The sequence below is a fragment of the Salinarimonas chemoclinalis genome, from assembly GCF_041514305.1.
Classification (GTDB): Bacteria; Pseudomonadota; Alphaproteobacteria; order Rhizobiales; family Beijerinckiaceae; genus Salinarimonas; species Salinarimonas chemoclinalis.
In genome coordinates this window covers 299,299-312,562 of sequence record NZ_JBGMWH010000001.1, presented here as the reverse complement: position 1 = coordinate 312,562, position 13,264 = coordinate 299,299, and the positions used below count along the sequence as shown (strand labels likewise).

The following is a 13,264-nucleotide window of genomic DNA, read 5'->3' as shown; positions in this document are numbered from 1 at the left end:
GGACCATGGCGCAGACGCACGCGAAGCTCGTCATCATCGGCTCCGGCCCCGCCGGCTACACCGCCGCCATCTACGCCGCGCGCGCCATGCTGGAGCCGGTCCTGATCTCCGGCCTGCAGCCGGGCGGGCAGCTCACCATCACGACCGACGTCGAGAACTATCCCGGCTTCGCCGACGTCGTCCAGGGCCCGTGGCTGATGGACCAGATGCGCGCCCAGGCCGAGCACGTCGGCACACGCATGGTCTCCGACTACGTCTCGAAGGTGGACCTCTCCGCCCGCCCCTTCCGGCTCGAATGCGATTCGGGCGACGTCTGGCTCGCCGACGCGCTCGTGATCGCCACCGGCGCGCAGGCGAAGTGGCTCGGCCTGCCCTCGGAGGAGGCCTTCCAGGGCGCGGGCGTCTCCGCCTGCGCCACCTGCGACGGCTTCTTCTTCCGCGGCAAGGAGGTCGTGGTCGTCGGCGGCGGCAACACGGCGGTCGAGGAGGCGCTCTACCTCGCCAACCTCGCGTCCAAGGTCACCCTCGTCCACCGCCGCGACAGTCTGCGCGCCGAGAAGATCCTGCAGGACCGCCTGTTCGCCCACCCGAAGATCGCCGTGCGCTGGAACGCGGCCGTCGAGGAGATCTGCGGTGGCGGCACGCCGCGGGCGGTCACGCACGTGCGGCTGAAGGATACGACCACCAGCGCCGTCGACGAGCTGCGCGCGGACGGCGTCTTCATCGCCATCGGCCACAAGCCGGCGACCGAGCTTTTCGCCGGCCAGCTGCCGACGAAGCAGGGCGGCTATCTCGTCGTCGAGCCCGGCACGACGAGGACCGCGATCCCCGGCGTCTTCGCGGCCGGCGACGTCGCCGACGACGTCTACCGCCAGGCGGTCACCGCCGCGGGGCTCGGCTGCATGGCCGCGCTCGAAGCGGAGAAGTTCCTCGCCGAGCACTCCGCCGACCCGGCGGTGCGCACGGAGGAGCGCAAGCACGAGCAGATGATCGGCGCGTGGGAGTGACCCGGAAGTGAGACGCGTGGCCGAGCCCCTCCTCCTCGTCCCCGGCCTGATGTGCGACGCCCGGCTGTTCGCGCCGCAGCTCGCGGCGCTGTCGGCGGGGCGCACCGTGATCGTGCCGGACGTCTCCGGCGCCGACACGATCGCGGCGCTCGCCGCGGCGGTGCTGGCCGACGCGCCGCCGAGCTTCGCGCTGGCCGGGCTCTCGATGGGCGGGATCGTCGCCATGGAGATGGCCCGGCAGGCGCCCGAGCGGGTGCGCCGGCTCGCGCTCCTCGATACCGACCCGCGGGCCGATTCGGAGGGCGTGCGCGCCATGCGCGCGCGTCAGATCGCCGAGGTGGAAGCCGGTGGGCTCGACGCCGTGCTGCGGCGCGACGTCGAGCCGGTGCTGCTCCACCGCGAGAGCGCGCGCGAGGACGTCCTCGAGGTCATGCGCGCCATGGCGGGCGACCTCGGGCCGGAGGTCTTCGTGCGCCAGTCCCGCGCGCTCGCGAGCCGGGACGGCCAGGAGGAGACGCTGCGCGCCCGTCGCGGCCCGACCCTGGTGCTCTGCGGCGAGGACGACCGGCTCTGCCCGGTCAAGCGCCACACCCTGATGCACGAACTCGTCGCCGGCTCGACCCTCGAGATCGTGCCGGGTGCCGGCCACCTGCCGACGCTGGAGACGCCCGAGGCCGTGAACGCGGCGCTGGCACGCTGGCTCGCCGCCTGAGCGGACGGGCTGTCAGTAGGCCACCTTGTCCGCCTTCTCCATCCACGCCCGGAACACGGCCTTCGCCTCGTCGAGCGGCAGGTGCTCCGCCGGCAGCGCTCGGGCGGCGGGGTCCTTGGGGATCTCGTCGTAGATGAAGGCGTCGTCGAAGCCGATCGCCGCCGCCTCCGTGCGGGTGTTGGCGTAGACGATGCGCGCGACCCGCGCCCAGAAGGCCGAGGCGAGGCACATCGGGCAGGGCTCGCAGCTCGTGTAGAGCGTCGCGCCGCGGAGCGAAAAGTCGCCAACCGCCGTGCAGGCGCGGCGGATGGCGACGACCTCGGCGTGGGCGGTCGGGTCGTTCGACGAGGTGACCTCGTTCCAGCCCTCCGCCAGGATCTCCCCGTCGCGGACGATCACCGCGCCGAAGGGTCCCCCGGCGCCGCTCTCCATGTGCGCGCGAGAGAGCGCCACGGCGCGGGCGAGGAAGCGGCGGTCGGCGTCGGTGGTCGTCATGCGTCGGGTCCGGTGGGGGAGGCCTGGAGCGCGCGCTCCCGGGCCTGGAGGAGCTGGGCCGCGGTGGCGGCGGCGATGATGGCGGGCTCCTTGCCGCGGATGCCGGGGAGCCCGATCGGGCAGGCGAGCGCGGCGATTCGGGCCTCGGACAGGCCGATCTCGCGGAAGCGTTTCTCGAAACGCGCGCGCTTCGTGGCGGAGCCGATGAGCCCCACGAACGGAAGGTCGTCGCGCCCCAGCGCCGCGGCCGTGAGCGCCAGGTCGAGCGGGTGGGAATGCGTCATCACCAGAACGAAGGCGCCGTGCGCGGCATCGGCGATCTCCCGGCCGGGCTCGTCGGTATGGAGCGCGCTCGCGTTCGCGGGAACGTGGGCGGGAAACGCGTCGGTGCGCCCGTCGATCCAGCGGACGCGGAACGGCAGAGGCGCCAGCGCAAGCACCAGCGCGCGGCCGACGTGGCCGGCGCCAAACAGCAGCAGCGTCGTCGGGCGGGGGCCGGTGGATTCGAGCCAAGAACCATCCGTCTCTCGAAAGGACGCGCGGCCGATGGCGGCCCTCCCCTCTCCCAAGAGCAGGTTCTCTCGGAGAGGGGCCGGGGGTGTGGAGCGTGCAGAACTGTCTCGAGGTGCGTGCAGCGCTGCGTCGGCCGCATCCTCTTCCCGACGGCGGTCGAGACCTGCACGAAGCCCCACACCCCTAACCCCTCTCCACGAGGGAGAGGGGAACTCCGTCGCGCGTGTCGCTGGCGTCCGCGCCACTCGACCGTCCGCCGTCAGCCGAGCGGTGAGCGCCAGCCCCTCCACAACCGCCTGCGCCATCATCCGCACCTCCTCGAGATCCCGCGCATCGAACGTCTCGATCGTCACCACCGCACGCCCGCCGCAGCACTGGCCGAGATCCGGCCCGAGCGCCATGTCGAGCCGCCGGAGCGGACCCCGTCCGGCCGCCAGCGCGGCGCGGGCCTGCGCCAGCGCCCGCCATTCGAGCTCGCCGCCGCCGATCGTGCCGTGGAAGGCCCCGTCGGGACGTACCGCCATCGCGGCGCCGGCCTCGCGTGGGGCGGAGCCCTGCACGGCGGCGACGCGCACCAGCGCCGCCGCGCCGTGGGCGGCGACGAGGTCGGCGAGGCGGGCGTAGGCGCTCGTCACGCGGTCTCACCCCACGTCGCGCGGCGGCAGCGGGTTGCCGCGCAAGGCTTCGCAGGCCCGCAGCACCGCCTCCGGCGTCGCCGGCGCGTCGAGCGGGACGGGCTCGCCCGGAGCCAGCGCGTGCACCGCGTCGGCGAGCGCGCAGAAGACGCTGTTCGCCAGCATGACCGGCGGCTCGCCCACGGCCTTCGAGCGGTAGATCGTCTCCTGCCGATTGGCGTTGGGGAAGAGCGCCACGCGGAAGTCCTCCGGAACGTCCGAGGCGACCGGGATCTTGTAGGTGGAGGGCGCGTGGGTGCGCAGCCGCCCGGTGCCCGTGTCGTAGACGAGCTCCTCGGTGGTGAGCCAGCCCATGCCCTGAACGAAGCCGCCCTCGATCTGGCCGATGTCGATCGCCGGGTTGATGGACCTGCCGACGTCGTGGAGGATGTCGACGCGCGTCACCTCGTATTCGCCGGTGAGCGTGTCGACGCGCACCTCCGAGCAGGCCGCCCCGAAGGCGAAGTAGAGGAACGGCCGGCCCTGCGCCTTGGCCCGATCCCAGGAGATGGTCGGCGTCCTGTAGAAGCCCGCCTCCGAGAGGTGGACGCGGTGGAGCACGCAGTCGCGCGCGAGATCGCCGAAGGCGAGGCTCTCGTTGCCGGCGAAGACGCGGTCGTCGCGGAAGGCCACCTCGTCGGCCGATACGCCGAAGCGCTCGGCGGCGCGGGCCGCCATGCGCGCCTTGATGGCGCCCGCCGCGATCTTCGCCGCCATGCCGTTGAGGTCGGTGCCCGAGGAGGCCGCCGTGGGCGCGGTGTTGGGCACCTTGCCGGTCGAGGTCGCTGTGATGCGCACGCGCTCGATGGCGATGCCGAACTCCTCCGCCACGACCTGCGCGATCTTCTGGTAGAGCCCCTGCCCCATCTCGGTGCCGCCGTGGTTCAGGTGGACCGAGCCGTCCTGGTAGACGTGGACGAGCGCGCCGGCCTGGTTCAGGTGCATCAGCGTGAAGGAGATGCCGAACTTCACGGGGGTGAGGGCGATGCCCTTCTTGAGCACCTTCGAGCGGGCGTTGAACGCAGCGATCCCCGCGCGCCGCGTGCGGTATTCGCTCGTGCGCTCCAGCGTCTCGACGAGCGCGCGCAGCGTGTCCGTCTCCTCCACGGTCTGCCCGTAGGGCGTGACGTCGCGGCCCGGGCGGTAGAGGTTGGCGTAGCGCACGTCGAGCGGATCGCGGCCCGTGGCCCAGGCGATGCGGTCCATGACGTGCTCGATCATCAGCATGCCCTGCGGGCCGCCGAAGCCGCGGAAGGCGGTGTTGGAGACGGTGTTGGTGAGGAGCCGGCGGGTGTCGATGCGCACGGCAGGCAGGTAGTACGAGTTGTCGGAGTGGAACATCGTGCGGTCGACGACGCCCTGGGACAGGTCCGCCGAATACCCGCAGCGCGCGTTGTGCGTCACCGCGAAGCCCGCGATCGCGCCCTCGCCGTCGAAGCCCACGCGGAAATCGCTGCGGAAGTCGTGGCGCTTGCCGGTGAGCGCGAAATCGTCGTCGCGGTCGAGCCGCACCTTGCAGGGGCGCTTCGTCACGTGCGCGCCGAGCGCCGCGATGGCGGCCCATTGCGTCGCCTGGCTCTCCTTGCCGCCGAAGCCGCCGCCCATGCGGCGCACCTCGCAGGTGACGAAGGCGTCCGGGATGCCGAGCACGCGGGCGATCACGTGCTGCACCTCGGTGGGGTGCTGGGTCGAGGAGAGGACGTGGATGTCGCCCTCCTCGCCGGGGGTGGCCAGCGCCGCCTGTCCCTCGAGGTAGAAATGCTCCTGGCCGCCGATGCGGATCGACCCTTCGAGCCGATGCGGCGCGGCGGCGAGCGCCGGCTCCACCTCGCCACGGCCGAAGCCGTAGTCCGGCAGCACGGTCTCCGCGCGGGCGAGCGCGTCCTCGATCGTGACGCTCGGGCGCTCCTCGTCGATCTCGACCATGGCCTTCGCGGCGGCGCGGCGGGCGGCGTCGCGGGTCTCGGCGAGCACGGCGAACAGCGCCTGACCGTGGAAGGCGACGCGGTCGGTGGCGAACATCGGGTCGTCGCCCGCGGCGGGGGAGACGTCGTTCTTTCCCGGGACGTCGGCCGCCGTGAGCACGCGCACGACGCCGGGATGGGCGCGCACGGCGGAGAGGTCGAGCGCGCGGATCGCGCCGCGTGCCTTCGGCGACAGGCCGATGGCGACGTGCAGCGTGCCCTGCGGCTCGCGCACGTCGTCGACGTAGTCGGCCGTGCCCTGGACGTGGCGGCGCGCGGAATCGTGCGGCAGGGGCCTGCGCACGTGGCGCAGCGGCTCCCCGCCGTCGGGGGTGGCGTCGTCGGGATCGTGGCGGATGTTCATGCTCGGGAACTCTCGACGGGGCGCGCGGTCATTCTGCGGCGGCGCGGCCGGAGGAACGCGGGGCGATGCGCAGGTCCTCGTCCCCGGCGCTCTCCGCCAGCGCCTTGAAGAGCAGGTTCCGGGCCACCAGCGCCCGGTACTCCGCCGAGGCGCGGTGATCGGACATCGGCCGGTAGTCCCGCGCCAGCGCGTCGAGGGCGGGCGCCCAGGCGAGCTCGTCGTCGAGGTCGAGCCCGGCGAGCGCGGCCTCAGCATGCGGCGCACGCCTGGGCGTCGCCGCCATGCCGCCGAAGGCGATGCGGGCGCGCACGATCCGCCGGCCCTCCAGATGGATGCGGAAGGCGCCCATCACCGCCGAGATGTCCTCGTCGACGCGCTTCGTCACCTTGTAGCAGCGGAAGACGTCGTGCCTGCGCGGCTTCTCGACCGTGACCGCGCGCACGTACTCGCCGGGCGCGCGATCCTGCTCGCGGTAGGCGCGGAAGAAGTCCTCGAGCGGCAGCGTGCGCGTGCCCGTCGCGCCCGCGAGCTCGAGCGTCGCGCCCAGCGCGATCAGCGCCGGCGGCAGGTCCCCGATGGGCGAGCCGTTGGCGATGTTGCCGCCCACCGTGCCCGACGCGCGCACCTGCGCGGAGCCGAAGCGGCGCATCAGTTCGCCGAGATCCGGGTCGATCGCGGCGAGCGCTTCGTGCGCGTCGGCGTGGGAGACCATGGCGCCGAGCGTCAGCGTCTCCGGCGTGGAGCGCATCTCGCGCAAGGAGGCGATGCGCCCGAGCCAGACGATCTTCTCGATCTCCATCAGCGCCTTGGTGATCCACAGCCCCACGTCGGTGGCGCCGGCGAGGATCGTCGCGTCCGGGTGGAGGGCGAGCAGCGCGGCGAGGCTCTCCTCCGAGGCCGGGGCGGCGAAGAACCGGCTCTCGTCGCCGACGAAGAGGTCCCCGCCGTCCCGCTCCAGCCCGGCGAGGGCGACGGCCGCCGCCTCCCGATGCGCCTCGAACCGCCGGTCGCGCGGCTGCGCGCAGGCGTCGAGCGCGGCGTCGACGATGGGGCGGTAGCCCGTGCAACGGCACAGGTTCCCCGCGAGCGCGTCGTTCACCGCCGCGCGCGACACCGGCCGCTCCCCCTCCTCGTAGAGTGTGAACAGGCTCGTCACGATGCCCGGCGTGCAGAAGCCGCACTGCGACCCGTGATGGGTCACCATCGCCTCCTGGACCGGGTGCAGCGCTCCGTCGACGGCGATGTCCTCCACGGTGACCACGTCCGCGCCGTCGCATTGGCCGACGAGCAGGATGCAGGCGTTCACCGGCCGGTAGACGACGCGCCCGTCGACGAGCCGCCCGAGCGCCACGGTGCAGGCCCCGCAATCCCCCTCCGCGCACCCCTCCTTCGTGCCCGTGCGCCGCTCGGCGAGGCGCAGCCGGTCGAGCAGCGTGGTGCGCGGGTGGACGTCGCGGACCTCGTGGACCTGGCCGTTCCTGGTGAACCGGATCGCGTCTCTCATCGGGAGCATTCCTTGCGGTTCCCATCGTCTACGCGTACGCAGCATAACGACGACGCCGACGAAGCCAATCGGTCATCCGAGCGCGGGGGCCGAACGGACGGGGATGGGTAGAGAGGGAAGAGCTTCGACGAGGCTCGATACGACATGTTCGTCTTCGGGTCCTCGTGAGGGAGTGGCAGTTCCGCGACGCCGATCGCGCCGATCCCGAGGGTGCGGGCGAAACGGCCATTCCTCCGGGAGAACGCCGCCGACGCACCCGCTGCCGGGCGCCGGCGGCCGAAGGGAGTCACCACGCATGTCCTACTGGCGTTTCGCCGCGATGATCGCGACCTCCACCGTCGTGATGTACGGCCTGATGTATCTCAACACCTACGCCTGGGAGCACGTCTTCTGGTCGCATACCCGATTCTGGATGGCGCTCCTCATGGGCGCGACCATGGCCGTGATCATGCTCTCGTACATGCTGAGCATGTATTCGAGCCGCACCACGAACCTCGCCATCTTCGCGGGCTCGATCGTCGTGTTCGCGCTGTCGCTGTGGCTCGTGCGCAGCCAGGCGACCGTCGGAGATCGGGACTGGATGCGCGCCATGATCCCCCACCACTCGATCGCGATCCTCACCTCCGAGCGCGCGCGGCTCTCGGACCCGCGGGTGCGCGAACTCGCCGACGAGATCATCGCCGCGCAGGAGCGCGAGATCGCCGAGATGCGGCGGCTGATCGAGGACCTGGAGGAGCGGGACTGACGACGCGGCTGCCGGACGGACCGAGCTCGCCGGCCGCATTCGCTCACTCGAAGAACGGCCGGATCGGCTCCAGGCAGCCGGCGTCGACGGGCGCGTCCGGCGCGTCGAGGAAGTTCGCCGCGAGGAGGCGGGCGCAGGCGAGCGAGGCGAGGAGGTCGTGCGCCTGGCCTCGGAAGCTCACGAGCTGCGCGTTCGGGAGCGTGCCGACGATCTCCCGCGCCCAGCGCGTGGGCGTCAGCGGGTCGGCGTCTCCCGTGAGGACGAGGGTCGGGATCGCGCTCTCGACGGGCGCTGCCGGCTCCGACGCGGCCGGCACGTCCCACACCGGGCAGATCTCGGCATAGACCGCGTTCGGCACGCCCCCCGCGAACCAGAACCCGTCCCCGACGGCCTCCATCATCCGGCCTTCGTCGAAGAACGGCACGTCCTCGCGGCAGCGCACCGACAGGTGCAGCCCCGCCGCCATGCCGTCGAAAGGCGGCGGGCCGCCGACGCCGAAGATCTCGGCGAGCTGCGCGTCGGTCAGTGCGATGCGCCCGCGCAGGAGCCCGTCGAGGGCCGCGATCGACCGCGGCAGCGTCCGCGACGGGGGGATGAAGGCCATCTTTCCGGCGATCATGGAGACGACGTCGGGCCAGCCGATCTCGACGCGCGTGGGCGCGCGCGTCTCCGGGTCGGGGAAGGTCGCCTGGAGCGGCGCCTCCGCGAGCCGCGCCTCGATGCGCCGCAGGCGCTCGCCGAGGTCGCCGTAGGTCTCGGCGCAGTAGCCGTCGGCCGCGCAATCGACGATCAGCTGCTCGATCAGCTGCGGGCGCACCGCGACGAGCGCCCCGTCGCGGTCGGGCGTGACGGGCAGCGGCGAGTTGAGGACGACGGCGCGGATGCCGTCGACATCGACGCGCATCGTCTCCAGCGCGAGCTTCGCGCCGTAGGACGTGCCGACGAGGTTCCAGCGGGAGAAGCCGAGCGCGCGCCGGATGGCGGCGAGATCGAGGGCGGCGGCGCGCGTGTCGAAGGCGTCGAGCGCGACGCCGTCGGCGACGAGGGCGGCGCGGCAGGCCCGCAGCTCGTCGACGAGCGTACCCGCCGGCGCGAAACCCGGATTGTCGAAGCGGTTGCCGTCGAGCAGCGTCGCCGGGATGTCCGGGCAGGCGAGGCTCGGGACCGAACGGCCGGTGCCGCGCTGATCCACGAGGACGACGCTGCGGCTGCGGCGCTGCTCCAGCGCCGGGCCCCAGGTCTCGATCATGTCCGAGGCCGCCTGCCCCGGCCCTCCCGCGAGGACGACGACGGGGTTCGGCTCGCCGCCGCGCGTCGGGTTGCTCAGCACGGTCAGGTGGACGCCGACCCGCGGCGCGTCCTCCGGCAGGCGCCCGGCCTCGTCCACCGCGCCCCAGGACATGGGCAGCCAGGCGAGGAAGCAGGCCGCGGGGTCGTCCGGCGGCGTGCCGATCGTGCAGCGCACCTGCTCGATGCGCACCTCGCGCGGGTCGAGGCGCGCGGCCGGCTCTGCGGCGGCCGCGAACCCGGCGAGGAGCGCGAGGGCGACGGCACTCGCGGTTGCGACGAAGCGTGCGGCCATCCGATTCCCCCGGGGCGTCCTGCGGCGACCTCCCTGCTACAGCCATGCTCGCGGTACTTCCAGAGCATCACGTCACTGCCGCCTCCGCATGGGTGCACGAGCGACTCCGCGCTTGCTTCGAGGCGAGATTCGTGCACGATCCGTTCTCATGACGAAACGCTCCGGCAGCGCCGATCTCCCGCTCCACGGCGGCCGCGTTCCCCACTGGCTGCGGGAGCGGATGACGGCGCTCGCCGCCGTCATGGCGGAGGCGATCGTGCTCGAATACGGGCGCGACGAGTTCCTCCGGCGCCTCGCGCATCCGTTCTGGTTCCAGAGCTTCGGCGCCGTGATCGGGATGGACTGGCACTCGTCGGGCGTGACGACGAGCGTGCTCGGCGCGCTCGAGCGCGGGCTCGGCCCCCGCGCCGGCGAACTCGGGATACACGTCTGCGGCGGGCGCGGGCGGAAGTCTCGTGCGACCCCGGCGGAGCTCGTCGCGGTGGGCGAGCGCACCGGCCTCGACGGCGCCGCGCTGGCGCGGGCGAGCCGGCTCGTCGCCAAGGTCGATTCGGCCGCCGTGCAGGACGGCTTCGCGCTCTACCTCCACGGCTTCGTCGTCACCGACGACGGGCGCTGGGCGGTGATCCAGCAGGGCATGAACGGGGAGCGGCGGCAGGCACGGCGCTACCATTGGCTGTCGGAAGGGCTCTCGAGCTTCGTCGACAGCCCGCACGCGGCGGTGGATGGGCCCGGCCAGGGCACCATCGTCAACCTCGCGGACCGCCGGGCCGCCGCCTCCCGCGCCCGCCAGCTCGACCTGCTCGCGGACGTGGGGCCGGACGGGATCGTCGGCGAGATCGCGCGGCTCGACGCGGCGGCCGGGCGCGGGCCGGCGGCGAAGGAGCCCGAGAGGGAGGAGCCGGCCCAGCCGATGCTGCCGCATCTCGCGATGCCCGCGCACGAGGAGGTGCGGGCCGAGAACGTGGTGGCGCGCCGCCTGCACGGGGCGCTCGCCGCCGCCGCCGAGCGCGGGCCGGTCGACTTCCCCGACCTGCTGCTGACGCCGGGCGTCGGCGCACGCACCGTGCTCTCGCTCGCGATGGTGGCGGAGGTGGTCCACGGCGCGCCTTGCCGCTTCAGCGACCCGGCGCGCTTCTCGCTCGCCCACGGCGGCAAGGACCGCAACCCCTTTCCGGTCCCCACCGCCGTCTACGACCGCACCATCGCCGTGATGAAGGCCGCCGTGCGCAAGGCCCGCCTCGGCGAGGCGGACTCCCTCGCGGCCCTGCGCCGCCTCGACGCCCAGGCCCGCCGGCTCAAGGCGACCGCGGGCGGCCCGTCGGTGGACGCGTTCATGGCGCAGGAGCGGGCGCGCTCGCACGAATACGGCGGGCGCAGCGTGTTCGGGTGGGAGCGGGCGCCGGAGAACGGGGACGCGCGGGCGGTCGAGGGTTCGTGAAGGCGAGGGCGCATCGCACGCCCTGTGTCGCGCGTTGGGTCCGATCGGATCGCCGCCGCCACGCCGCGTGATCCTCGAGAACCGAGAGGCCCCATGCCCCACACCACCCCCACCGACCGCGTCCTCGTCGTCACCGGCGCCTCCACCGGCATCGGCGCCGCGACCGCGCGGCGGGCCGTCGAGGCCGGCTGGCGCGTTGCGCTCGCCGCGCGCTCGACGGACAAGCTCGCCACGCTCGCCGAGGAACTCGGCGCGGAGCGCGCGACGACGATCCCCTGCGACGTCTCCGACTACGCGGACCAGGAGCGGATGGCCGCGACCGTCGTCGAGCGCTTCGGGCGGCTCGACGCGGTCTTCGCCAACGCCGGCGTCGGCGGCGAGCCCGGCGGGTTCTCCGGGGCGCCTCCGGAGAGCTGGCGGCGCATCGTCGAGGTCAACATCCTGGGCGTCGCCCACACGCTGCGCGCGACGCTCTCCCACGTGAAGGCGGCGCGCGGACACGTGCTGATCACCGGCTCCATCGCCGGCCGCCGAACGCTCGCCGGCTCGATGTACGGGGCGAGCAAGTGGGCCGTCACCGCGATCGGCTACAACCTGCGCGAGGAGCTCGCGGGCACCGGCGTGCGCGTCACGCTGATCGAGCCGGGCATGGTCGACACGCCCTTCTTCGACGAGGAGAAGCCCGACGCGCTGCGCCCGGACGACATCGCGCGCGGCGTGGTCTACGCGCTCTCGCAGCCCGACAGCGTCGACGTGAGCGAGCTCGTGATCCTGCCCACGCCGAAGGCGACCTGACCCCGCCCCTGCGGCTCAGCCCGCCGCCCGGTCGAGGGTGCGGCCCGGCCGCGCGCCGGTCCCCGCGCCCTCGCGCCAGACCTCTCGGCCGTTGACGAGGACGCTGCGGATACCCTCCGCCGGACGCGTCGGTGTCTCGTAGGTGGCGCCCTCCCGGATCAGGTCGGGGTCGAACAGGACGAGGTCGGCGAAGGCGCCTTCGGCGATGCGACCGCGCCCGGCGAGACCGAAGCGGTCCGCCGGCATGGAGGTCATGCGCCGCACGGCCTCCTCCAGCGTGAACAGCGGATGCTCGCGCACGTAGCGCCCGAGCACGCGGGGAAAGGTCCCCCAGGTGCGCGGGTGCGGGTGCGAGCCCTTGGCGATCCCGTCCGAGCAGACGATCGTGTGCTCGTAGGCGAGGATGCGCTGGACGTCGCCCTCGTCCATGATGAAGAAGATGCCGGTCGCCGGCAGAAGCCGTTCCACGGCGGCGTCGAGATCGACGCCCCACTCCGCGGCGACGTCGGCGAGGTCGCGTCCCGCGCATTGCGGATGCGGCTTCGATTCGGCGACGATGACCCGCGTCGCCTGCCGGTGGCGGCCGGAATTCAGCATGGTCGAGGAGGCGATCCACGGCGTGGTGTCGAGCCCGACGTCCTGGCGTGCGCGGGCCTCGTCGATGATCCGCAGCGTCGTCTGCGAAAGGCCGTGGTTGGCGAGCCCGGCGCACTTGTGGTGCGAGACGTGCACGCCGCAGCAGGCCTCGCGGCCGATCTCGAGCGTCTCCTGGAGCGCCTCGATCACCCGGTCGCCCTCGTCGCGCATGTGCGTGACGTAGAGCTTGCCGTGGGCCCGCGCCACCTCGGCCATGGAGACGAGTTCGGAGGTCGGCGCGGCCCGCGCGGGCGGGTAGAACGGCCCGGTCGAGAGGCCGATGCCGCCCTGCCCCAGCGCCCGGTCGAGCGCCGCACGCATGGCGGCGATCTCGCGCGCGTCCGCCGCCCGGCCGAGATCGGCGACCTCGTTGATGCGCAAGGTGCCGTGGCCGATCAGGCAGGCGGTGTTCACCGCGGGCGGCGCCGCGTCGAGGCGCGCCCTGTAGGCGGCGTAGCTCGAGAAGCGTGGCGCGGCCTCGTCGAGGATCATGCCGAGCGGCGCCGGGAGCGGCCCGGGATGGGTGAGCGGCGCGATCGAGAAGCCGCAATTACCGTTGATGATCGTCGTCACGCCCTGGCTGACCATGCAGGCCATGTCCGGGTCGCTTAGCACGACCTCGTCGTGGTGCGTGTGCGGATCGATGAAGCCCGGCGCCAGCGCGAGCCCCGCACAGTCCTCGACCCGGTTCGCGTCCCAGCGGGAGAGGTCGCCCAGGGCGACCACCCGGTCGTCGACGACGGCGACGTCTCCCGTGCGGCGCGGGGCGCCGGTACCGTCGATGATCTCGGCGTTGCGAAACAGGATGTCGGCCCGCATGCGGGTGCCTCCT

General features: G+C 73.2%; 11 protein-coding genes. 5 read left to right on the top strand and 6 right to left on the bottom strand.

Annotated elements, in window-relative coordinates; translation table 11 throughout:
• Nucleotides 1-5: 5 nt before the first annotated feature.
• A complete protein-coding gene (trxB, locus tag AB9M23_RS01480) occupies nt 6-1,007 on the top strand; it encodes a thioredoxin-disulfide reductase (protein ID WP_372421901.1) in 1,002 nt (333 codons plus the stop codon).
• 16 nt (nt 1,008-1,023) lie between these two features.
• Nucleotides 1,024-1,719: an alpha/beta fold hydrolase gene (locus AB9M23_RS01475; RefSeq protein WP_372421900.1), complete on the top strand. Its 696-nt coding sequence runs from the start codon at nt 1,024-1,026 to the stop codon at nt 1,717-1,719.
• Between the two features lie 12 nt (nt 1,720-1,731).
• Here AB9M23_RS01475 and AB9M23_RS01470 read toward each other — a convergent pair whose 3' ends face one another.
• From AB9M23_RS01470 to xdhA, 4 genes are read right to left on the bottom strand one after another with little or no spacing between them, the layout of a single operon-like run.
• Nucleotides 1,732-2,214, bottom strand: coding sequence for a nucleoside deaminase (locus AB9M23_RS01470; RefSeq protein ID WP_372421898.1), 483 nt, complete (start codon nt 2,212-2,214; stop codon nt 1,732-1,734).
• On the bottom strand, nt 2,211-3,362 hold the full coding sequence (gene xdhC / locus AB9M23_RS01465) for a xanthine dehydrogenase accessory protein XdhC (RefSeq protein WP_372421896.1): 1,152 nt from the start codon (nt 3,360-3,362) through the stop codon (nt 2,211-2,213). The genes AB9M23_RS01470 and xdhC overlap by 4 nt, the downstream gene beginning before the upstream one ends.
• Before the next feature lie 6 nt (nt 3,363-3,368).
• Nucleotides 3,369-5,729, bottom strand: a complete 2,361-nt coding sequence (xdhB, locus tag AB9M23_RS01460; RefSeq protein WP_372421894.1) for a xanthine dehydrogenase molybdopterin binding subunit — start codon at nt 5,727-5,729, stop codon at nt 3,369-3,371.
• 28 nt (nt 5,730-5,757) lie between these two features.
• Nucleotides 5,758-7,233, bottom strand: coding sequence for a xanthine dehydrogenase small subunit (xdhA, locus tag AB9M23_RS01455; RefSeq protein ID WP_372421892.1), 1,476 nt, complete (start codon nt 7,231-7,233; stop codon nt 5,758-5,760).
• Between the two features lie 295 nt (nt 7,234-7,528).
• Here xdhA and AB9M23_RS01450 point away from each other — a divergent pair, with 295 nt between their 5' ends.
• Complete coding sequence (locus AB9M23_RS01450) at nt 7,529-7,978, top strand: DUF305 domain-containing protein (RefSeq protein ID WP_372421890.1); 450 nt, start codon at nt 7,529-7,531, stop codon at nt 7,976-7,978.
• 43 nt (nt 7,979-8,021) lie between these two features.
• Here the strand turns inward: AB9M23_RS01450 and AB9M23_RS01445 are convergent, their stop codons facing one another.
• Nucleotides 8,022-9,560 carry an alpha/beta fold hydrolase gene (locus tag AB9M23_RS01445; protein ID WP_372421888.1) on the bottom strand — a complete coding sequence of 513 codons (1,539 nt, stop codon included), beginning with the start codon at nt 9,558-9,560 and terminating at the stop codon, nt 8,022-8,024.
• Between the two features lie 148 nt (nt 9,561-9,708).
• Here AB9M23_RS01445 and AB9M23_RS01440 point away from each other — a divergent pair, with 148 nt between their 5' ends.
• Nucleotides 9,709-11,001, top strand: a complete 1,293-nt coding sequence (locus AB9M23_RS01440) for a DUF763 domain-containing protein (RefSeq protein WP_372421887.1) — start codon at nt 9,709-9,711, stop codon at nt 10,999-11,001.
• A 93-nt stretch (nt 11,002-11,094) separates the two neighbouring features.
• Nucleotides 11,095-11,796: an SDR family oxidoreductase gene (locus tag AB9M23_RS01435; RefSeq protein WP_372421886.1), complete on the top strand. Its 702-nt coding sequence runs from the start codon at nt 11,095-11,097 to the stop codon at nt 11,794-11,796.
• A 15-nt stretch (nt 11,797-11,811) separates the two neighbouring features.
• Here AB9M23_RS01435 and AB9M23_RS01430 read toward each other — a convergent pair whose 3' ends face one another.
• Entirely contained in the window at nt 11,812-13,251 is a 1,440-nt protein-coding gene (locus tag AB9M23_RS01430) for an N-acyl-D-amino-acid deacylase family protein (RefSeq protein WP_372421884.1), read from the bottom strand.
• Nucleotides 13,252-13,264 lie beyond the last annotated feature (13 nt).

Coding starts and splice junctions, on each gene's coding strand:
- AB9M23_RS01470 (WP_372421898.1), bottom strand. CDS start 2,214: ATGACGACCACCGACGCCGACCGCCGCTTCCTCGCCCGCGCCGTGGCG.
- AB9M23_RS01450 (WP_372421890.1), top strand. CDS start 7,529: ATGTCCTACTGGCGTTTCGCCGCGATGATCGCGACCTCCACCGTCGTG.
- AB9M23_RS01445 (WP_372421888.1), bottom strand. CDS start 9,560: ATGGCCGCACGCTTCGTCGCAACCGCGAGTGCCGTCGCCCTCGCGCTC.
- trxB (WP_372421901.1), top strand. CDS start 6: ATGGCGCAGACGCACGCGAAGCTCGTCATCATCGGCTCCGGCCCCGCC.
- xdhB (WP_372421894.1), bottom strand. CDS start 5,729: ATGAACATCCGCCACGATCCCGACGACGCCACCCCCGACGGCGGGGAG.
- AB9M23_RS01440 (WP_372421887.1), top strand. CDS start 9,709: ATGACGAAACGCTCCGGCAGCGCCGATCTCCCGCTCCACGGCGGCCGC.
- AB9M23_RS01430 (WP_372421884.1), bottom strand. CDS start 13,251: ATGCGGGCCGACATCCTGTTTCGCAACGCCGAGATCATCGACGGTACC.
- xdhA (WP_372421892.1), bottom strand. CDS start 7,233: ATGAGAGACGCGATCCGGTTCACCAGGAACGGCCAGGTCCACGAGGTC.
- AB9M23_RS01435 (WP_372421886.1), top strand. CDS start 11,095: ATGCCCCACACCACCCCCACCGACCGCGTCCTCGTCGTCACCGGCGCC.